The organism is Botrimarina colliarenosi (assembly GCF_007859955.1).
Lineage (GTDB): Bacteria > Planctomycetota > Planctomycetia > Pirellulales > Lacipirellulaceae > Botrimarina > Botrimarina colliarenosi.
Genome location: NZ_SJPR01000004.1, coordinates 220911 through 241832, shown reverse-complemented (window position 1 = coordinate 241832; position 20922 = coordinate 220911). Strand labels below are relative to the sequence as shown.

Below are 20922 nucleotides of genomic sequence, written 5' to 3'. Positions count from 1 at the left end.
ACCGACCTCTCCCGCCACCTTCCGCCACCGCTCCTCTGCCCAAGCCGCCTGTGCCCAAGCCGCCCTACCGACGTGTCGCCGTGATCGGCGTCGGCCTGATCGGCGGCTCCGTTGCGCTGGCGCTCCGCCAGCGGGGCCTTGCGAAGCGGGTCATCGGCGTCGTGCGATCGGCGGACCGCGTCCAGCGGGTGCTCGACTGTGGCGTGGTCGACGAAGCGACCGCCGACCTGGAGTCCGCCTGCGGCGGGGCCGACCTTGTTGTCGTAACGACTCCCGTCGACTCGATCGCACGCATGGCCGTCGAAGCGGCCCAGCACGCCGCGCCGGACGCCCTCGTGACCGACGGCGGCAGCACCAAGGCCGCGATCGTCGCGGCGATCGACGCCCACTGGCCGACGGACGGCGACGGGCTGGCGTTTGTCGGCGCCCACCCGCTAGCGGGGGGGCACCTCAGCGGGCCCGACGCGGCGCGGGCCGACTTGTTCGAGGCCGCCGTCACGGTCCTAACCCCTTCGGCAGCGACGCCCGCCGCGGCGCTTCGTAGGGCCCGCCAGTTCTGGGAGGGGCTCGGCTCGACGGTCGTCGAGATGTCTCCTGAACGTCATGACCAGCTTGTCGCACTCACCAGTCATGTGCCGCACGTTGCCGCGGCGGCGGTGGCGGCCACCACGCCCGCTGAAGCGCTCGCCCTGGCGGCGACCGGCTGGGCCGACACGACCCGCGTTGCCGCGGGGTCGCCCGAACTGTGGCGTGAGATCTTGCTGGCCAACGCCGCCCCGATCGCCGACGGCTTGCGTCGGCTGGGTCAAGAATTAGAAGCTTACGCAGCCGCACTGGACGCCGGCGACGGCGACGCCATTCAGCGGCTCCTCGAAGAAGGGAGACAACGCCGCGATGCTTTGGGAAGTTGATGTGCTGCCGGCCGAGGGCCGCCCCGACCGCGCCGCCGAGCGCCTTGTCGACGCCGCCGCCCACGCGGGGTTCGAGGGGCTGTCGGTCGCGACCGCGCGCGGATTCCTCGTCGAGGGCGACGCGCTCGACGCGGCGGCCGCCGAGCGGATCGCCAACGGCGTCTTTACCGATTCGGTCGTCGAGGAGCGTCGTGTCGGCTCGGTCGATTGCGATTCTCTTTCGGCGGCGCCGTCCCGCGTCGCCGCGTCCGCGGCATTGGTGCAGGTGCTGCCGAAGGTGGGCGTCATGGACCCCACCGCGCAGAGCGCCGAGCGGGCGATCGCCGACCTGGGTCTCGACGGTGTCCGAGTCAGGACGCTGCACAAGTACTGGATCGCCGGCCTCGACGGCGAGCGGCTCGGCGAGCTAGGGCGTCGCCTGTTGGCCAACGACGCCATCGAACAGCTGGTGGTCGGTCCCTTAGGAATCGAGCACTTGCCGAGCGGGGCGCCGTACCAATTTGAGCTAAAGCACGTCACGCTCGCGGGCCTCGATGACGACGCGCTGATGCGGCTCAGCAAGACTCAGCAGCTCTACTTGCAGCTGGCGGAGATGCAGACCATTCAGAAGTGGTTTGCCGACCAAGGCCGCGAGCCGACCGATATCGAGCTCGAGACGCTCGCCCAAACCTGGAGCGAGCACTGCAGCCATAAAACGCTAGCCGGCCGAATCGCCTACCGCGACGAGAACGGCGAGCGTCATTTCGAGAGCATGCTCAAGGAGACGATCTTCGCCGCCACGAAGCAGCTGCAGGCCCAGTGGGGCGCGGAGGATTGGTGCGTCAGTGTCTTCAAAGACAACGCGGGCATCGTCCGCTTCGACGAGACCGACAACGTCTGCTTTAAGGTCGAGACCCACAACCACCCCTCTGCCTTGGAGCCGTACGGCGGCGCCAACACGGGCCTCGGCGGCGTGATCCGCGACACGCTCGGCACCGGCCTCGGCGCCAAGCCGATCGCCTCGACCGACGTTTTCTGCTTCGCCCCGCCCGACACGGCCGACGACACGCTGCCGCCCGGCGTCTTGGCGCCGCGGCGGGTGATGCGCGGCGTCGTCGAGGGCGTGCGCGACTACGGCAACCGGATGGGCATCCCGACGGTGAACGGCGCCATCTGTTTCGACGAGCGTTACCTAGGGAACCCCTTGGTCTTCTGCGGCAATGTCGGTCTCATCCCGCACGACAAGTCGTTCGGCCAGCCCCAGCCGGGCGACTTGGCGGTCTCGATCGGTGGCCGCACCGGCCGCGATGGCATCCACGGCGCGACGTTCAGCAGCGCCGAACTCACCAGCGAAAGCGAATCACTCTCGGGCGGCGCCGTGCAGATCGGCAACGCGGTCGAAGAGAAGAAAGTTGCCGATGTGCTGCTTGAAGCCCGCGACCGCGGTCTCTACACCGCGGTGACCGACTGTGGCGCCGGCGGCTTCTCGAGCGCGATTGGCGAGATGGGCGAAGAGATTGGCGCCGAGGTCTGGCTCGAGAAGGCGCCGCTCAAGTACGACGGGCTCTCGTACACCGAGATCTGGATCTCCGAGGCCCAAGAGCGGATGGTCGTCTCGGTGCCCGACGACCGTTGGGACGAGCTCCGCGAGCTTTGCGAATCGGAAGGGGTCGAGGCGACGGCGATCGCCCGCTTCACACCGACCGGCAACCTCAAGCTCACCTACCACGGCGAGACGGTTGGCGAGCTGCCGATGGCGTTGCTCCACGAGGGGCGTCCGCCGGTCGTCCGCGAAGCGACCTACACGCCCCCCGCCGTCACGCCCTTCACGGCGCCGAAGAAGAACGACTTCACCGAGGACCTGCACAAGATTCTCGGCTCGCTGAATGTCGCCAGCAAAGAGTGGGTCATCCGCCAGTACGACCACGAGGTGCAGGCCGGCAGTGTCGTGAAGCCCTTGGTGGGAGTCGCGTCCGACGGCCCCGGCGACGCCGCTGTCGTCCGCCCCAAACTGTCCAGCCATCGCGGCCTCGTGATCGGTTGCGGCATCAACCCGCGTTACGGCGACCTCGACACCTACCGCATGGCGGCCAGCGCCATCGACGAGGCGATCCGCAACTGTGTCGCGGTCGGGGCCGACCCCTCGCGGATTGCGCTGCTAGACAACTTCTGCTGGGGCGACTGCGAGCGCTCCGAGACGCTCGGCTCGTTGGTCCGCGCCGCGCTGGCGTGCCACGACCTGTCGATCGCCTTCGAGGCGCCCTTCGTCAGCGGCAAGGACAGCCTGAACAACGAGTTCAGCTTCTTCGACGCCGACGGCGCTAAGCAGACGATCGCGATCCCGCCGACGTTGCTCATCAGCGCGATGGGACAGATCGACGACGTCGCCAAGTCGGTGACGATGGACCTCAAGCGGGCGGGCAGCCAGCTGTTCGTTGTCGGCGAAACCCACAACGAGATGGGCGGTTCGCACTTTGCCTTGGTGAACGAGCTGACGGGCGGCGCCGCTCCGACGGTCAATCCCGTCGTCGCCAAAGCGACCTTCGCCGCGATGCACACCGCCATCCATGAGGGGCTTGCTCTGTCGTGCCACGACCTCAGCGAAGGGGGCCTGGCGGTCGCCCTCGCCGAGATGGCCTTTGCCGGCGGGTTCGGTGTCGAAGCCGACGCTTCGAGCACGCCGCTCACAGGCGACTACGCCAACGACTACGACCGTATGGCGGCCGCCCTGTTCAGCGAGTCGAACACCCGCTTCGTCTGCGAAGTCGCCGACGAGCACGCCGATCGTTTCGCCGCGTGTCTTGAGGGCGTCCCGCACGCGCTGATCGGCCATACCTTCGACGAGGACGGCCTGCGGCTGAAGTGGAACGGCGCCCGCGTCGTCGAGACGGGCCTCGCTTCGCTAAAAGAGGCCTGGCAGGCCCCGCTCCGGATGGCTTAGCCACCGCGACTCCCCGGACTGACGTCTCGGGGCTCCCTTACCAAACCGATTCGAATCATTCCCACTTCCTACTTCCCCCTTCCCACTTCGAATGCCTTCCCCCCGTGTTCTTGTGCTCCGTTCGCCTGGGGCGAACTGTGATGAAGAAACCGCCGAGGCGTTCCGGCTCGCCGGCGCCGTCGCGGAGCGGGTGCATGTGAACCGTCTGCTCGAGAATCCGGCGCTGCTGGAAGACTTTCAGGCGCTCTGCGTGCCGGGTGGCTTTAGCTACGGCGACGACATCTCCGCAGGCCGCGTGCTCGGGAATCAAGTGCGGCTCAAGCTGTCCGACCCGCTGAAGCGATTCCGCGACGACGGCAAGCTGGTGCTAGGCGTCTGCAACGGTTTTCAAGTCCTCGTGAAGACGGGCCTCTTGGACCTCGACGACGACGCCGGCCCGCTGGCGACGCTCACCTGGAACGACCACGGCCGCTACGAGGCGCGGTGGGTCCACGTCAAAGCGACGCCCGGCGATTGCGTTTTCTTGAAAGGGATCGAACAGATCGAGATGCCGATCGCCCACGCCGAGGGGAACATCGCGGTCCGCGACGCCGCGGCGCTCGACACGCTCACCAGCGGCGGCCGCATCGTGCTGCGCTACACCGGCGCCGACGGCGGCGAGCCAAACGGCTTCCCCGAGAACCCCAACGGCGCCACCGCCAACGCCGCGGGCCTCACCGACTCGACAGGCCGGGTGCTCGGTTTAATGCCGCACCCCGAGCGCTTCCTCTTCGCGACGCAGCACCCACAGTGGACGCGGAAGAAGGCGGCCGGCGGCTTCGACCCGCACGGCGACGGCGACGGGCTCCGGCTATTTCGCAACGCGGTGGCGTACTTCGGCTAGCCGAGTAAAGCCGAGGGCGCGAACCGCACTCGTTACTTCGCTGCAACCCCGGCTACCCGTCGAGATTGGCGGCTCAGGTTGGCTGCCGCCAACCCCGCAGCGGCGATGACGAGCGTGCCCGGCTCTGGAATGAGCCGCGCGATGACCCAGGGAGAGCCGCCGAGCCCGTCGATACCCGGGTCCGCGCTCCACGGAATAAACGAGGAGGAACCATCACCGATACTTGCCGAGAAAATCGTTCTTTGGTTGTTGAATACATAAAACAAATAGCTGGCCTTTTCGATCTGGCCTCCCGTCCTCAGAACTTCACCGAGGGTGAGCGAAGGGGGTCTGGAAGTTTGGCCCGGAAGGCCTAGTAGGATGCTACTCTCTGTGGCGTAGACGTCTGTTGGGTAGAAGTCCTCGAAAGAGGTGACAGGCCCCGTGGAGAAAGTCTGGCCGTCGCTCGTTGTGATTGAAAACTCGTATGCCTCGACCGCATCAAGAGGGAGCAAAGAAAGTGGCCTCCCTTCAGCCGCGGCGGCGGCGAACGCTGCTTCATTTACCGTGATCGTGCCGCGTAGCGTGGCGCCGTTCTGATACGTGGGGTAGTCGATCAGCTCATAGATCCGTCCCCCCTGGACCGACACACCCGCTACGAGACACGTGACGCAGGCGAGGAGGTGGCAGCTCTTTGAAATCATGAGTCTTGTCCCTACGGAAAGGAGCCATCTGGTTCACGATAATTCACCGGAGGCCACGCTTCGCTACGACCCTGCCAACCAATCGCAAAGCGGTCGCCTACTTCGGTTGAGCGCCGCCGCGCGCCGCCACGCCGAGCGGCTCGATGGTGCGGACCATTACGCCGTCGATGTCGGCCGTCACGGCGCCGTCGATTGTCAGTGAGACTCGGAGCGTCGTGGCGGCGCTGGTTGCTCGCAAGAGATGGAACGGCCGCCACTCGCCGGCGGTGTCGTCGATCGAGAGGGCGAGCTCGTCGCCGCCGAGGGTGTCGGTGATCGTGAGCTTGCCGCCGAGGGGCGTTGCTGCGACCCGCGCCCAACCGGTGACTTCGACGGTGTCGCCGGCTTGGAGTTCAATCGTCGGCGAGACGATCCGCGACGACGCGTCACGCCGCTCGCCGCGTAGCCGCAAAACCCGCTCGCCGTGCATGGGGCTGGCGGTGGCGAGTTCAACCTCGACCGCCGCTTCAGAGCCGTCGACCGACGGGTGGCGCCAGCCGACGCGACGGAGCTCCTCGATGTCCTCGAAGCTGCCGCCATGCAGCCGGTTGGGTCCCCGCGGGCTGGCGGCGAGGAGTTGGCTCATGCGGAAGCTGTCGGTGAGCGTCGCGGGGAGGACCGAGAGGGGCGAGCTGGTCGCCCAAGTCCCTTGCTGGGCGATGTCGCGGCGCTGCCGCTCCGCCGCCGAGACCAAGGCGAGGGCCGCATGGGCGGCGTCGTACGCGGCGGCGTGATCGCGGCGTGACATCGCGAGCCGCGCCTCGCTGAGCCGGCGTAGCGCCGACTGCCGGTCGGCCGCGGGGAGCGCTTCGGTCAGGCGGACGTGTTTCTCGGCGACTTGCAGCAGGTTGGCGGCGGCGCGGGCCGCCGTCTGGCGGGTGTAGTCTTGCAGCGATTTCACGACGCGGGAGTCGTTGCAGACGAGCAGATCGCCGGGCGACTCGCCGCCGGGGGGACGGACGCCGACGCCGCCCGCCATCCGTTCCAACGGCCACGGCGCCAGCCCGGCGGGCGAGAGCCGGTAGACGCGCGCCGTCTCGTCGACGCCAGGCAGCAAGAGCTTGGCGCCGTCGACCGGGGCTGCGGCGATCAGCGGGGTCGTCGCCAAGCGGACGCCGCCCCGATTGAGCAGCACCGCGGCGTCGCTAACGGGGTGAGTCGATCGGGGGCCGGTGAGCCACGGCTCGACGAGCCGCAGTCGCCGGTTGACCGCTTCGAGCCATCCCGCGGCGGCGATCGTCGCGTCGTCCGCCTCGTCGAGGCGTTCGTTCGCGGTGAACGCGACGCCGATCGCTCCCTCGGTCAGCGCGCCGTCGACGCCGGCGGCGACATCGGCCGGCGGCAGCCAGACGGTCGCCAAGCCATCGCCGAGCAAGGCGTCGAGCTGGGCGGTGAGTTGGGGGCCGATGTCGAGCCGCACGACGCGCAGGGCCGGCGTGCCGGGCGGGACGACGCGGGCATGGTGGATGTCGACGACAAGCCCGTCGGCGACCCGCGACCATTCGTCGGCGGCTTCGGTGATCGAGGCGAGAATCGGCCGCCGCGCCGCCGGCGGCAACAACCGCGCGTCTTCGGCTCGGACGAGGCCCGTGTCGAGGTCGCGTGCTCCCAACGTGCCGGGCAAGACCCAGGCGAGGACCCGGTCCCAAGTCTCGACAGCGGCCGCCTCGTCGCTGCTGGCCGGGGCGGGGCAAACGAGCCGCAGGCGGTGGTGAGCGGCCTCCACCAGTTGCTGTGGCGTCGCCGTTGTTTCGAGCCAGAGCGTGTTGACGCCCATCGCCGCGAGCTGGGCCATCGGTTCGCCACGCCACCGCCACGCGCGGGGATAGAACAGCTCGCCATCGATCCGGAACCCGTCGCTACGCAGCGTGACTTCCGTCGGGCGGAGCGTTCCGCTCTCGATGACGGTGGTGACCGTCGCCTCGGGGGCTTCCTCGACAGGATCGAAGGGAGCCACCAGCCCCTGTAGCCGCAGCTCACAGATTAGGGCCTCCGCGGGGCGGCCGACGCTGGGAAGCCCCACGCCGACCCGGCGGACATAGGCGCCGCGGACGTCGATGGGCTCGTCCGGGTGCGAGACCCGCCACACCCGGGCTTCGCGCTGCAGCCTAAGCGGCAGCTGGTCGAGGCGCAGTTCGTTGGCGACGCCGGCCAGGGGCGTCGAGCGGAGACGCAACGCCAAGGGTTGCCCCTCGGCGTTGGTGACACGCGGCAACACCACCTCGACGGCGAGGAGCGTCCCCGGAATCTTGGTGCGGATGTCGGCCTCGACGACCAGTTCGGCGATGACGGCGGCCTCGGGAACGCGGCGCCACGCCCAGGCCGGTATTCCGGGGGGCGACGCGTAGGCGATCCGCTCGGCACCGATCTCGGCGGCTTTGAGCCCGCCGGATGTGCGGACCCGCTCACGGGCCACCAGTTGGGCGCCGGCAGAGGTCTCGAGCTCCCAAGCGGGGGTGGGCTCGTCGTGGGTGTCGATCCAGGTGTCCGCCGCCGCCCGCTCGTGGGAGAACCCGCACAATCCGACCGCCAGCGCCGTGAGGGCGAATCGGAGGACCGTCTGGCGGGGGGGGAGCGAGGGCATTTGGGGTCGGCAGGTGGGGGTTGGGGCGTGGCGTTCGTGCCGCGCCACAGCGGCTCGTAGCAGGATTTTCGCGACAACGCGAGACGTTGTGTTGCCAAGACACCACGTTGGGGGGCGGCGGAGGAGATTTGGCGCCAACTGCTTGAAGCATCGTAAGTGCTTTGCGTAGAATTGGTTGCGACGGGTTGGAAGGTCGTTTAGCCGGTGTGCTGGCACGCCGGCTGCTTACCAAGGCGTACATCCCCCCCTCACCTGGAGATTCGCCCCCATGCCCAACTCGCACGCCTCAGCGACCGCCACCGGCGCCGATCTTCCTGCCGATTTGGTCCAATTGATCGCCGCCATCGGCGAACTCCCCACGGAGCAGTCGCGGGCCCTCGCCCCGCTGTTGGATCGTGTGGTGGAAAGCACCGGACGCCGTCGCCGGATCCTGTCGCTGGTGCAAGACGCCCTCGGGCAGCTGCGACTCGATATGAAGTACCTGATGTTCGATCTCGAAGCGACGCGACGCGAGCGGGACGAGGCCCACGCCCGCCTCGAAGACCTGACGGGCGAATCGGACGCCGACAACCTCGGCTGAGCCTGTCCCCCCTGACGTGGCCGGCAAGACGAGGCCGTCGCCTCGTGTGCGACGTGGCTAACACCGGCGGCTGACTTCGTGGTCGGCGCCAAGGAACGTGCGGAACCGCCACCCCCCACTCGATGCAAGTCCCCGCCACCGCTGAAGACCTCGCGCAGTCCGCAATCGATGTGGGCGTTGTCACCGATTCTCAACTCCAGCCGGTCTGGAGCGAGCTCGGATCGAGCAACGTCGCCCTCGCGGATTTCTCGCAGACGCTCGTCCGCAAGGGGCTGGTCACCAACTACCAGCTCGACCGACTGCAACGCGGCCTCCGCGACGGGTACGTCTACGGCGACTACCGGGTGCTTTACTGTGTCGGCTCGGGGACCTTCGCCCGGGTGTTCCGCGCCGCCCACCGCGAGACGGGGCAGATCCACGCCGTCAAAGTCCTACGGTCGCGGCACACCGGCACCCCTAAGGCGGACTTCTTCCGCCGCGAGGGCGAGCTCGGCAAGAAGCTGAAGCACCCCAACATCGTCGCGATTCACGACGTGGTGACCCGCCCCGGGCTCAGCTACATCGTGATGGACTTTATCGAGGGGCAAAACCTTCGCGACCTCTACCGGGTGCGGAAGAAGTTTGATTGGGAGAACGCCGCCGACATCGTCGCCGACGCGCTGGCCGGACTCCACTACGCTTTCCAGCAGGGCGTCACGCACCGCGACCTGAAGATGTCCAATGTGCTCGTCACGGCGGGCGGCGCGGGCATGCTCGTCGACTTTGGGCTGGCAGCCCTCGATGGCGTCGCCGGCGAGGACTCGGGCGTCGATCGCACCGTCGAGTACGCGGCGCTAGAGAAAATGACCGGCGTCCGCAAAGACGACACCCGCAGCGACGTTTATTTCGCCGGATACATACTGCACCAGATGCTCTCGGGTGTGTCATGCCTGCCCGAAGGCCGCAACCGCGCTCAGCGGTACGCCCGTGGCGAGGCGTTCAAAGACATCCGGCCGATTCTTGAGCTCGCGCCCGAGACGCCGATGCCCTTGGCGATGGTTCTCAGCAAAGCGCTCGAGATGGACCCGGAACGCCGCTTCCAGACGCCGGGCGACATGCTGGCGGAGCTCAAGCTCGCGGTGCGGCGGGCCAAAGGCGCCGAATCCAACACCACCGCGCGCGGCCCCGAAGAGCAGGAAGGCGTCGGCCCCGACGGCAAACCGCGGCGGATCCTCGTCGTCGAATCGGACACCAAACGCCAAGACGTCTTGCGCGAGTTGTTCAAGCGAAATGGTTACCGCGTGCTGGTCGCGACCGATGGCCCGCGCGCCCTGTCCCGGTTCACCGGCGACCCAACGGCGGCGGACGTCGTTGTCTTCTGTGGCGCGTCGATCGGCGCCGACGCGGTCCGGGCTTTCAACCAATTCGGCGAAGAGCGGGCGACCGCCGGCATCCCGACGATCCTCCTGCTCGAAGAGGCCCAGGGGGAGTGGGCCGCTTCGGCCAAGACGGCCGACCACCGCGGCGTGATTGTCATGCCGGTCAAACTCCGCCGCCTCCGCGAGGCGGTCCTCTCGGCCGTCACGGCGCGCGAGAGCGTCTCCAAGGCGTAATGACTCTACCAAGGTAAGCAAGGATGCAATCCGTTCTAGGCCACGACGACGCGAAGGACCGCTTCCGGCGCACCCTCGCAAACGGCCGGCTGGCGAGCACCTACCTTTTTGTTGGGCCCGCCGGTGTCGGCAAACGGTACTTCGCCGAGCGTCTCGCCGCGGCGCTGCTTTGCCCCCGTCGTGACGGCGCGTCGCTCGAAGCGTGCGGCGTTTGCGAAAACTGCCGACTGACCGCGGCGGGGACCCACCCCGATCTGCTCCGCGTCGCGCGGCCGGAGGGCAAAACGACCCTGCCGGTCGATCTCTTCATCGGCCCGGCCGACAGGCGGAACCGCGAAGGGCTTTGCCACGACATCGCGCTGCGGCCGCTGGTGGCCGACCGCCGGGTGGCGATCATCGACGACGCCGATGATTTCAGCGTCGAGACGGCCAACTGCCTGCTGAAAACGCTGGAAGAACCGCCGCCCGGTTCGCTGTTGATCTTGATCGGCACGAGTCTCGCCCGGCAGCTGTCAACCATCCGCTCTCGCTCGCAGATCGTCCGGTTCGGCCGGCTGGAGGCGACGGAGGTCGCGTCGATTTTGTGTCGCCAGCCCGACCCTCTCGAGCCCGCCGACGCTGAACGGCTTGCCGCGATCGCCGAGGGGAGCGTCTCGCGGGCGCTCGAGCTGGCGGAGGGGCAGCTTGATCAAGCCCGCGAAACTTTGCTGCGTCGCCTGGCGTCTCCCCGGCTCGACGCCAACGACCTGGCCCGGGTCTTCGAAGAAGAGACCAAAGCGGTCGCCACCGAACCCCGCATCCGCCGCCGGGCGATGCGCGAGTTGCTTGCCGCGACGATCGCCACGCTGCATGCCCGCCTGAGCACGGCGGCCGACGACCCCGCGAGCGTTGATGCGCTGTTGCGGCAACTGGAGGCTTGTTTCGAAGCGGAGTCCGCGCTGGGCCGCAACGCCAACCAATCGGCGGTGGTGCAGTCGCTTGCGCAACAGCTCGCGCGGCGAGCCGGCTAGGCTCAGCACTCAACAGGTCCCCGTTCAACAGGTCCGCGACGCCGCATCGACCGGCGGCGGCCGGTGGCGAGTCCGCCGCTCGCCAACAACGCGATTGAAGTCGGCTCAGGAATGGCCTCGACCGTTACGTCGAAGAACAAATCGGTTAGGGGGCCAAATCCGAAAGGGGAGTCTCCGGTGCGTCCACCGAGGGCTCCATCGGGGTACCCGAGATTCCCGCCCAGGATAAAAAAGCTGTCCGTGAATCTTTCTGCGCTGAAGACCATCGCGTAGGTGACCCCTGACGTGAGCACCACCGACGCCGCATCGAACGTCGCGGTCGCTTGGAGCACGTCCGGTTGCGTAAACGGCCCACCGAATCCCGCCAGCAGCTCGACGTTATCCACCGGGGCGGTAGCGAGCACGTCGCCGATCATGCCCGCTGTGAACTCGGTGAGCGTGACCCTCAGGCCCTGGCCGTCCTGGTTGGCGAGGCCACCGCGGGCGCCGGCGGTGACCGAAATACTCTGCAGCACGCCGCCGTTAACGGTCAGGAACGTCTGCGCGATCTGGCGATCGATCGGCGCCGCCGCCGTGCCCAATCGCTCGACGACAGCGGCGGCGCTTGCGTCGCCGGGAGCGGTGGCCCGATTGCTCGCCGCAGTGAGGGGGGCCGCCACCGCTTGGCAGGCGAAAGACCAAGCAACGGTGAGAGTGAGCACACCGCAGGGGAGGGCATTCGGCATGGAACTCGTCCTGGCGTACGGTAGGGTTCGACCGACGGGAATTGACATCCTAATGCACCAAGGCGCCGACCCGGGGATAGAGGGTTCGTCAAACTGCCGAGTTGCTTGGGCCTTCGACCCGAGGATTGCCCCTGAGGGCCCGACGCAAACGCGCTACCCGAGACCGCGTCGCCGAGTTGACCCCCTGCACGGGGCGGCTTAGACTCCCCGGCCTATGGCCAGTTGTCGCAGCGCAAATCGCTATGGATTCGCGACTTGCGTCGGCCGGCGGCCTGTTCGAATAAGCCTCATCGGAATGGTCATTCGCCCCTGCGGCGGGTGACATTAGGGAGAGACGATAAATGCGTCATCGGAATCGACGGAATGGTGTTGCACGGATCGCCTTGTTGGTGGGCGTCGCCCTGAGTGGCGTCGCGCTGCCCGGGGATTGGGCCTTCGGGCAAGACCCCGCCACCGCCCCGGCGGCCGTTTCGCCAGCGCCGGCGGCCCAACCAGCGGTGGCCGACGCCGGCGCCGCCGACGGCGAGGCCTCGCAGACCACCGCGATCGTCTGTTGGGCGATCGCCTTTACAGGGGCGTTTGTCGCGCTCGTGCAGGCGAAGCAGTTCTACAACACGATGATCGCCGCCGACCCCGGGACGCCGCGCAGCCAAGAGATCGCCGGCTATGTGCAGGAGGGCGCCAACGCCTACCTGCAGCAGCAGTACCGCGTCGTGGCGGCCTTCTTCTTGGTCGTCGCCGCCCTGTTGGCGTGGGCGTCGTTCGGCTTGAAAGTGCAGAGCGAGTTCGTCCCGTTCGCGTTCCTGTCGGGCGGACTGTTTAGCGGCTTGGCCGGCTGGTTCGGCATGAAGACCGCGACCGCCGCCAGCAGCCGCACGGCGGCGGCCGCGGAAAAGTCGCTCAATCAGGGCCTGCAGGTCGCCTTCCGCAGTGGCGCCGTGATGGGCCTCACGGTCGTCGGCCTTGGCCTGATGGATATTACGCTCTGGTTCGCCTTCCTCTACTGGGTCTGGCCGGCGGCTGGGATGGATCCGCTGTCGCTTGGCGAAATTAGCGTCACGATGGTCTGCTTCGGTATGGGCGCCTCGGCCCAGGCGCTGTTCGCCCGTGTCGGCGGCGGCATCTTCACCAAAGCGGCCGACGTCGGCGCCGACCTGGTCGGTAAGGTCGAGCAGGGCATCCCCGAGGACGACCCGCGCAACCCGGCGACGATCGCCGACAACGTCGGTGACAACGTGGGCGACGTCGCCGGCATGGGCGCCGACCTTTACGAGTCGTACGCCGGCTCGATCTTGGCGGCTTCGGCCCTCGGCGCCGCGGCTTTCGTCAACCCGTCGCTCGCGCCGGCAGGATGGTCGCCGGAGCAGGCGCAGCTGTCGGCCATGATGCTGCCGCTGGTGATCGCCGGTCTCGGCATCTTCCTCTCGATCTTCGGCATCTACCTCGTCAAGACGGGCGAAGACGCCAGCCAGAAGAGCCTGCTACTCGCCCTCGACCGCGGCATCAGTCGCGCGACGTACTTGGTGATTATCGCCGCGATCGCAGCCGCCTACTTCTTGATGCCCGGTGTCGAGGGGACAACCTACTTCGGCATCCCCGGCGTGGCGCTCAGCGTTGTCTTCGGCGCGGCGGCAGGCATCGTGATCGGCAAGTGGACCGAGTACGCCACCAGCGACGAATACAGTCCCACCAGGAAGCTCGCCGACCAGGCGGTCACCGGGCCGGCCACGATCATCATCGGCGGCATCGCCGACGGCATGATGAGCGTCTGGGCGCCGGTCGTCACGGTCTGTGTGGCGACAATCGCCTCGTTCGGCTTCGCGACCGGCTTCGACTTCGCGAACGTCGATATGTTCTCGCTCGGCCTCTACGGCGTCGGCATCGCCGCGGTCGGGATGCTCAGCACGCTCGGCATCACCCTGGCGACGGACGCCTACGGCCCGATCGCCGACAACGCGGGCGGCAACGCCGAGATGTCCGGCATGCCGGCGATCGTCCGCGAGCGGACCGACGCGCTCGACAGCCTTGGCAACACCACCGCGGCGACCGGCAAGGGCTTTGCGATTGGCTCGGCAGCTCTGACGGCGCTCGCGCTGCTGGCCGCCTATGTCGAGGGGGTGCGGGTTGGTTTCGATCGCTGGGCTAAGGACTTCGCCGCGGAGTCGATCGCCACCGAAGGGGACGCGTTCCAGTACGGCTTCTACAAGCTCTCGGATCAGTTCCTGGTGCTCGTGCAGGAAGACGCCGAGGGCGAGCCGTTCACCACGAGCTACCTGATCCAACCCGCTCAACTGCGGGTCAACGATACGACCGGAGAGAGGATCCGCGAGTGGAAGGACCTGCCTGTCGAGGCTTACATCCCGACCACCTTCGGGGGCGACGCCGAAAGTGCGTTCGCCGCCGACTACGCCGCCGGACCGAAGTGGCTGGCGGACGGGACGGCGCTGACGCGGCTGGCCGAGATGACGCTGCCTGACTTCAACATCTACTTCGACGCCACGCTGATGAACCCGAAGGTGCTGATCGGCATCTTCGCCGGCGCGATGGCGACCTTTGTCTTCTGCGCCATGACGATGAAAGCCGTCGGCCGCGCCGCCCAGGGCATGGTCGAGGAGGTCCGGCGACAGTTTAAGGAGAAGCCGGGCATCATGGACGGCACCGACGAGCCCGACTACAAGAGCCCCGTGGCGATCAGCACAATCGCCGCCCAGGCGGAGATGATCGGCCCGTCATTGCTTGGCCTGCTGCTGCCGGTCGCTGTCGGCATGGTGCTCGGCGTCGCCGGGGTGCTGGGCCTGTTGATGGGCACGCTGACCTGCGGGTTCTGCCTGGCGGTCTTCATGGCCAACTCCGGCGGCTCTTGGGACAACGCCAAGAAGTACATCGAGGCGGGCGCCCACGGCGGCAAGGGGACCCTTGCCCACAAGGCGGCCGTTGTCGGCGACACGGTCGGCGACCCCTTCAAGGACACCAGCGGCCCGAGCCTGAACATCCTCATCAAGCTGATGAGCATGGTGAGCGTCGTCGTCGCGGGCTTGGTGGTTCGGTACAGCCTGGTCTCATTGGGCTGGTTCTGACGGACACGGCTTTTCCTGCGAACCCGGACGGCGCCGACGCCGTCTTGCGGTCGCTGTGGGGGAGCAACTACACTGCGGTTCTGTGGCCGGATCACCGGCTGTTTTGGAGGTGTGGCTGAGTGGTCGAAAGCGCCGGTTTGCTAAATCGGTGAAGGGGTCCCCCCTTCCGCAGGTTCGAATCCTGTCGCCTCCGCTTGATTTCTGGGCGGTCTCGGCTTGGCTGACGCCAAGACCTTGCCGCGCCAGGAAAAGGACCACGCAATAGGCCCTGACCGCTATGGTCGGGGCCTTTTTTGCTGTTTGTCCGACTCTCGGTGGCGGCGATTTGGCGGCGCGGTCCGCCCTTCACGCCTTGGCGTCTTTGCGTGCGGGCCCTGCCGGTTTAGTCTCAGGATCCCAGAGCCAGTCGCCCGCCCCCGCGTCTCAGCGCTTCTGCGAAAGACCGACCCCCCTCGCTACCCGATCAACCCGATGGCTACCGACGAGCGACTGCGACGTGAGATCGACGACCTCGGACGCACCTTTGGCGACACCGTCCGGCGGTTCGCGGGGGACGAGGCGTTCCAACTCGTCGAGACGGTCCGCCGGCTCGCCCGCCGGTTCTGTGACGGCGACCTCGCCGCCGCCGACGAACTCGACGCGTTGCTCCGCGACCTGACGGCCGACCAGTTGCGGATCGTGATCCGCTCGTTCGGCACGTTCCTCGAGCTGGCGAACCTGGCCGAGGACCGCCAGCGGGTGCGGTCGCTCCACGACCGTGAGCGCAAGAGCCACCCGGCGCCGCGCAGGGAGTCGATCCTCGACGCGGTCCGCAAGCTGAAAGAGCAGGGCGTTTCGGCCGAGGCGATGGCCGATCTCGTCGAACGGGTCCGCGTCGAACTGGTCTTCACCGCCCACCCGACCGAGGCGAAGCGCAAGAGCATCCGCGGCAAGCTGCGGTCGTTGCGGCAAATCTTGTCGCGGCTCGACGTAGCCTCGCTCACGCCGCGTGAAGAGGAGTCGCTCCGCGGCCTCGTCCGTCGCGAGATCGTCAAGCTCTGGCAGACCGACATCATCCGCCCAACCCGGCCGACAGTGCTCGAAGAGGTGCAGCGCGGGCTGGCGTTTATGCCGGTGATTTGGGACACGGCGCCGCGGATTGTTGGCGAGCTGCGTCAGGCGGTCGCCGAGGTTTATCCAGCACAAGAGGTCGCCGCGGGAGGCGTGCTGCGGTTCGGCTCCTGGATGGGCGGCGACCGCGACGGCCACCCTTATGTCACGCCAGAGATCACCGAGCAAACGCTCCGCTGGCTGCGGAAGGCGGCGCTCGAGCGGCACTGGGCCTCGTGTGACGCATTAATCACCTCGATCAGCGTCTCGACGCGCCAGGCCCCGGCCTGCGCCGCGTTGCTCGAGCCGCTCGCCACGGCGTGCGCGAATTGGCCCGAGCTCGTCGAGATCCTAGAGCCGATCCCGCCGCTCGAGACGCCGCGGCGGTGGTTGCGGGTCATCGGCTGGCGGATCGAGCAGTCGTTGGCGGCGCCGAGCCAAGGTCCGACACCGTCCGCCGCCTACGGATCGGCCGAGGAGATGGCGTCCGACGCCCGGCTGGTGCGCGACGCCCTGATCGCGGCGGGCGACGACGACGTCGCCCACACCGAGGTCGATGCGTGGCTCGACCAGATCGCGACTTTCGGCCTGCACATGGCGGCGCTCGACGTGCGGCAGCACTCAGAGCTTTATGCCGGGGTGATGACCGAGCTGTGGCAAGCCATCGGCCTCGTCGAGAAGGGCGAAGAGCTCACCGAACGACGCCGCTGCGAGCTGCTAGCCGAGACGCAGCCGATCGCGGCGAATCTCGACCCGGTCGGCCTCAGCGAGACGGCCCGCGAGACGCTCCAGCTGTTCCGCGTCTTGCGGATCGCCGCCCGGCGTTACGGGATGGCGTGCCTCGGCGGGCATGTTGTCTCGATGACGAAGCAGCCGAGCGATCTCCTCACGATTCTGTGGCTGTGGAAGTGGAGCGAACGCGCCGACGGCGGCAGCGAGCTCGATGGGTCGCTGCACCTGCCGGTGATCCCTCTGTTCGAGACGATCGACGACTTGGTCGAAGCGCCTGAGATCCTCGGCACCGCACTCGAATCGCCCGCCTACCGGTCGCATGTCGCCGCCTGTGGCGATCGCCAGACGGTGATGATTGGCTACTCCGACAGCACCAAGGACGGCGGCTACCTATCGGCGGCTTGGTCGCTGCAGAGCGCACAGATCGCCCTCAACACGTTGGCTAAGTCGCACGGCGTGCACGTCACGTTCTTCCACGGCCGGGGCGGCTCCCTCGGCCGCGGCGGCGGACCGGCGGCGCGGAGCATCCTGTCGTTGCCGCCCGAGACCTTCGACGGCTCGCTCCGGCTGACCGAGCAGGGCGAGGTCCTCTCCGAGCGGTACGACGACCCCGCAATCGCTCACCGGCATCTCGAGCAGGTCCTGTGGGCCGTGTTGATCGCGGCGACGACGCCCCCGCCGAAGCCGACGAGCGACTACCGCGACCAGATGCAGCGGATGGCGGACGCGTCGCTCGCGTCGTACCGAGCGCTCGTGACGCACCCGGCGTTCGTGCGGTTCTTCCGCCTAGCGACACCGATCGGCGAGATCGAGAACCTGCCGATCGGCTCGCGGCCGGCCAAGCGGAAGAAGGGCGACGCGATCGAGGACCTGCGGGCGATCCCGTGGGTATTCTCTTGGACGCAATGCCGCTGCCTCTTGCCGGCGTGGTATGGGCTGGGGGCGGGCCTCGAGGCGGCCCTCGGCGAGCCCGGCGGCCAGGAATCGCTCCACGAGATGTACACCCAGTGGCCGTTCTTCCGGGCGACGATCGACAACGCCGCGCTGGCCCTCGCTAAGTCGAACCGCCCGGTCTTCGACCGCTACGCCCAGTTGGCGGGTGGAGACGCCGCCCTCCGTGACGTCGCCGAGCTGCTCGACGCCGAGTACGCACGGGCCCGCGACGCCCTGTTGGCGGTGACGGGCGAGAAGGAATTGCTCGACACGGTCCCGTGGCTGCAAGACTCAATCAAGGTCCGCAACCGGTATGTCGATCCGCTGAACCTGATCCAGCTCGAGGTGATGCGACGCGTGCGGTCGGCAGACAACCCGTCCGAAGAGCTGCGGCATTTGTCGCAATTGTCGATCAAGAGCGTTGCCGCCGGCATGCGGACCACGGGTTAGAGGGGGTCGGCGTGCGTCTTTCGCGACTCCCGGCGCCGGCGCTTAGGGCTCTCGAACCGCGGTGTGGGAACATCGCCAGCGATTGAGCCCTAGGCGCCAGCGCCGGGAGTGATCCACCAAACCACCCTCCAATCAAAAAGTCCCCCGTGTCATTGTTCATCGAGACGATCGCCGTCGCCGCCTTGCTCTTGGGTTGGTGCGGCCTCAGCCAAGTCACGCCGCCGGAGGGGTCGTTTGTGGCGACCGTCGCGCTCGGCGCCGTGACGCTCGGCGCCGCGATGCTGATGCGGCAAGACCGGGTCGTCGAGGCGAACCGCCGACTGCACGCCGGCCAGTGGTGGGGGCTCGACGCGGCGTTGCGTCGGGCGGCGACGCCCTTCGCTCTTGGCGGGGGGGTCGCGTTGGTCATCTGGTCGCTGGCGCGGGCGTCGGTCGCGGCGAAGCTAGGCGGCGCCGGCAGTCTGCTGGTGCTGCTGGTCGTCATCGCGATGGCGATCAAGTTTGTCGCGGAGACGTACTTGTACGCTCAGATCGGCGGCGAAGCCTCGCCCCGACAGACTTCGGCGCAGCAACTCGTTGGCCCGCTCGCGGGCTGGAGCAAGCTCCGCTACGTCCTCGGGACGTTCGGCGGCGTCATCCTGCCGCTCGGCGCCCAGCTGCTCGCGGGCGGGGCGAAGAATATCCCGGCGGTCGTCGACGCCGGGCCTCCGGCCGTGCTAGCCGTCGCGGCGCTGGTTTGCCTCGTGCCCGGCGAGCTGCTCGAGCGGTGGCTGTTTTGGCGCACCGGCGGGGCGACCATCTCCCCCAGCTGACGCGGGGGCGATCGCTCTGACGCGGTCAGCGGTTGAGCACCGGCGGCAACAGTCGCGGGAAACTCGGGGGGCCGGTGAATTCGGGCTCTTCGTCGGCGTCCGACTCGACCGGCGTGCTCTCCGATTGCGGCGCCACGGAAGCAGCGGTCGCGGTGGCGACACGCGGCGCCGGGGCATCCGACATCGCCGCCAACGACTCGGCCTCGCCCGTCGATTGGACCGTCGATTGCGCGAAGGAAGCGTCGGCCGCAGGCTGCGTGATCCGCGTTAGCGCGTCAAAGGCGGGCCGCAGGTTGGGGTCGAGCTCCAACGCCTGCTCAAACTGAGCGACCGCCTCGTCGGTCTTGCCGCTGCGGGTCAGGATCTGCCCAACGTTGTAGTGCGCCGCGGCGGGGCCACAGACGGTCTTCAGGTGGGTCAAAGCCTCGTCGATTTCGCCGACTTCCACCAGCACGGTCGCGATGTTGTTGCGGTAGAGCTGCTTGTCGGGCCGCATCATGATCGCTTGCCGCAACACGGCGGCGGAGGCGTCGAGTCTCCCTTGGCGGGCGAGGCAGAGGCCGAGGTCATTGACGGCCGCGGCGCTGGTCGGATCGGCGCCAATCGCCTGACGGTAGATCGCTTCGGCGGCGGCCAAGTCGCCTTCGCGGTCCTTGGCGTGCCCTTGCTCGCGCAGGCGCCGCGCTTCGTCGGCCGGGGTCGCGGCGTCCGCCGCGGTGGGTGATCCCTGCCCCATCGGCGAGCGAGCGGCCGTGTCGAGCGGCGTCGTCTGCGACGGCGAGTTCTGTGCAAAGGCGGGAACCGCCCCATTGCCACGCCAAGCGGTCTTGGCCGCGGCCCCCGACGAAGAGGCGGTCGGCATGGACGCCGGCGGCGGCTGGTAGGCGATGACGCCCGGCCCGGCCGCGCTCGGAACGCCAGTCTCCATCGGGTCGGCCGACGGGCCGTGGAACCACTTCGTCAGCCACCCCATCCGGCTTGCCTCGCCGGGGACGCTTTGCGCGCTCGGCTCCGGCATCGTATGGAGCATCGACGACGGCGCCGCGAAGACGCCCATCGGCGCCAGCGACAGCGTCGTAGCAATCGCTGCGGTAAGTTGAACTCGCACAGTAACTCCCCCCCGGGTATGCCGCCCAATGGGGCGGCGCGTGCGTGCGTTGCGGTTAGTAAGAGACGCCGTTTACTCGGAGGCCCCCGCCGGCGTCGCGGCGGGCAAGGTCGGAGTCGGCATGTTCTCGCGGAACTGGGTGTTCACGAAGTCCACCGTCACCGCCGGGCGACCGTCGGACGTCAAGTGAGTCTCTTGAGCGGTGATCGACGAGCCATCGCGGACCACCTGCATCGCGAAGTCATTGACGGTCGCGATGCGGTTCTGAGTCGTCTGCTCATCGAGCGAGCGCTCGATGAAGGGCTGGCGGTGCTCGGGCGGCGCCTGGGTGAGGATCCATTGCACCCGCAGCCTGCCCGCTTGGGTCAGCTGGGTGCAGTCCTCATTGAAGTGGTGCGAACCGAGCAGGTTCTGCCGGCGCCAGCCATTCTCGATCATGATGTCGAACGGCGCAGCGGCGTTACGGCGGTCCTGCTCGACGTACTGCGCGGGCCAAGCGTTTTGCTCGGCGCGGCGCTGCTCGAGGTAGCAGTAGAACTCGCCAAGCCAGAACGCGTCCGCAGGGACGGCGGCGGCCAGGGCGGCGACAGCAAGCAGGGTCCGCTTCATCGTTCGCTCCATCCTTGGAACTGCTCCCCGAGGACGAGCCCCGGACAAAGGGGCGCCGGACGCCATCGGCGCGGGCTGATCCCTGCCTGTGGGTATCGGTCGGCGTAGCCGGCGGCTGCGGAGCTTCGAGAACGACCGGTTTGGACGACGTAGACCGCCTACTTTCGGCGTCGCTAGCACTGCTC

General features: G+C 68.1%; 14 protein-coding genes and 1 tRNA gene. 10 read left to right on the top strand and 5 right to left on the bottom strand.

The features are described 5' to 3' along the window. Positions 1-50: 50 nt before the first annotated feature. The 3 genes from Pla108_RS15070 to purQ all read left to right on the top strand — a co-directional run bounded on the left by Pla108_RS15070 (position 51) and on the right by purQ (position 4714). Positions 51-911: a prephenate dehydrogenase gene (locus Pla108_RS15070; RefSeq protein WP_197526596.1), complete on the top strand. Its 861-nt coding sequence runs from the start codon at positions 51-53 to the stop codon at positions 909-911. Further along, on the top strand, positions 895-3831 hold the full coding sequence (purL, locus tag Pla108_RS15065) for a phosphoribosylformylglycinamidine synthase subunit PurL (protein ID WP_146445789.1): 2937 nt from the start codon (positions 895-897) through the stop codon (positions 3829-3831). The genes Pla108_RS15070 and purL overlap by 17 nt, the downstream gene beginning before the upstream one ends. 91 nt (positions 3832-3922) lie before the next feature. Further along, the gene (purQ, locus tag Pla108_RS15060) at positions 3923-4714 is read left to right on the top strand and encodes a phosphoribosylformylglycinamidine synthase I (protein WP_146445788.1); all 792 of its coding nucleotides are present in this window, start codon (positions 3923-3925) and stop codon (positions 4712-4714) included. 32 nt (positions 4715-4746) lie between these two features. Here purQ and Pla108_RS15055 read toward each other — a convergent pair whose 3' ends face one another. Next, the gene (locus Pla108_RS15055) at positions 4747-5397 is read right to left on the bottom strand and encodes a PEP-CTERM sorting domain-containing protein (RefSeq protein WP_146445787.1); all 651 of its coding nucleotides are present in this window, start codon (positions 5395-5397) and stop codon (positions 4747-4749) included. 97 nt (positions 5398-5494) lie between these two features. Next, positions 5495-8020, bottom strand: coding sequence for a hypothetical protein (locus tag Pla108_RS15050; protein WP_146445786.1), 2526 nt, complete (start codon positions 8018-8020; stop codon positions 5495-5497). 268 nt (positions 8021-8288) lie between these two features. Between Pla108_RS15050 and Pla108_RS15045 the strand changes: the two genes are divergently transcribed. The 3 genes from Pla108_RS15045 (at position 8289) to Pla108_RS15035 (ending at position 11202) form a co-directional block, all read left to right on the top strand. Next, positions 8289-8600, top strand: a complete 312-nt coding sequence (locus Pla108_RS15045; protein WP_146445785.1) for a transcriptional regulator — start codon at positions 8289-8291, stop codon at positions 8598-8600. Between the two features lie 122 nt (positions 8601-8722). After that, entirely contained in the window at positions 8723-10192 is a 1470-nt protein-coding gene (locus Pla108_RS15040) for a protein kinase domain-containing protein (RefSeq protein ID WP_146445784.1), read from the top strand. A 23-nt stretch (positions 10193-10215) separates the two neighbouring features. Next, positions 10216-11202, top strand: a complete 987-nt coding sequence (locus tag Pla108_RS15035) for a DNA polymerase III subunit (protein ID WP_146445783.1) — start codon at positions 10216-10218, stop codon at positions 11200-11202. Positions 11203-11204: 2 nt separating this feature from the next. Here the strand turns inward: Pla108_RS15035 and Pla108_RS15030 are convergent, their stop codons facing one another. Further along, positions 11205-11927 carry a PEP-CTERM sorting domain-containing protein gene (locus Pla108_RS15030; protein WP_197526595.1) on the bottom strand — a complete coding sequence of 241 codons (723 nt, stop codon included), beginning with the start codon at positions 11925-11927 and terminating at the stop codon, positions 11205-11207. Between the two features lie 341 nt (positions 11928-12268). Here Pla108_RS15030 and Pla108_RS15025 point away from each other — a divergent pair, with 341 nt between their 5' ends. From Pla108_RS15025 to Pla108_RS15010, 4 genes are all read left to right on the top strand, one after another. Next, positions 12269-15004 carry a sodium-translocating pyrophosphatase gene (locus tag Pla108_RS15025; protein WP_146445781.1) on the top strand — a complete coding sequence of 912 codons (2736 nt, stop codon included), beginning with the start codon at positions 12269-12271 and terminating at the stop codon, positions 15002-15004. A 105-nt stretch (positions 15005-15109) separates the two neighbouring features. Beyond that, positions 15110-15197, top strand: a tRNA-Ser gene (locus tag Pla108_RS15020). Positions 15198-15475: 278 nt separating this feature from the next. Continuing rightward, positions 15476-18208, top strand: coding sequence for a phosphoenolpyruvate carboxylase (ppc, locus tag Pla108_RS15015; RefSeq protein WP_146445780.1), 2733 nt, complete (start codon positions 15476-15478; stop codon positions 18206-18208). Positions 18209-18354: 146 nt separating this feature from the next. Next, positions 18355-19020: a hypothetical protein gene (locus Pla108_RS15010; protein ID WP_146445779.1), complete on the top strand. Its 666-nt coding sequence runs from the start codon at positions 18355-18357 to the stop codon at positions 19018-19020. A 25-nt stretch (positions 19021-19045) separates the two neighbouring features. On the opposite strand, the gene Pla108_RS15005 is transcribed toward Pla108_RS15010, so the two are convergent. Both Pla108_RS15005 and Pla108_RS15000 read right to left on the bottom strand, forming a co-directional pair. Continuing rightward, positions 19046-20128 (bottom strand): tetratricopeptide repeat protein, encoded by a 1083-nt coding sequence (locus Pla108_RS15005; RefSeq protein ID WP_146445778.1) that lies wholly within the window; start codon positions 20126-20128, stop codon positions 19046-19048. A 72-nt stretch (positions 20129-20200) separates the two neighbouring features. Next, positions 20201-20737: a hypothetical protein gene (locus tag Pla108_RS15000; RefSeq protein ID WP_146445777.1), complete on the bottom strand. Its 537-nt coding sequence runs from the start codon at positions 20735-20737 to the stop codon at positions 20201-20203. Positions 20738-20922: the final 185 nt, after the last annotated feature.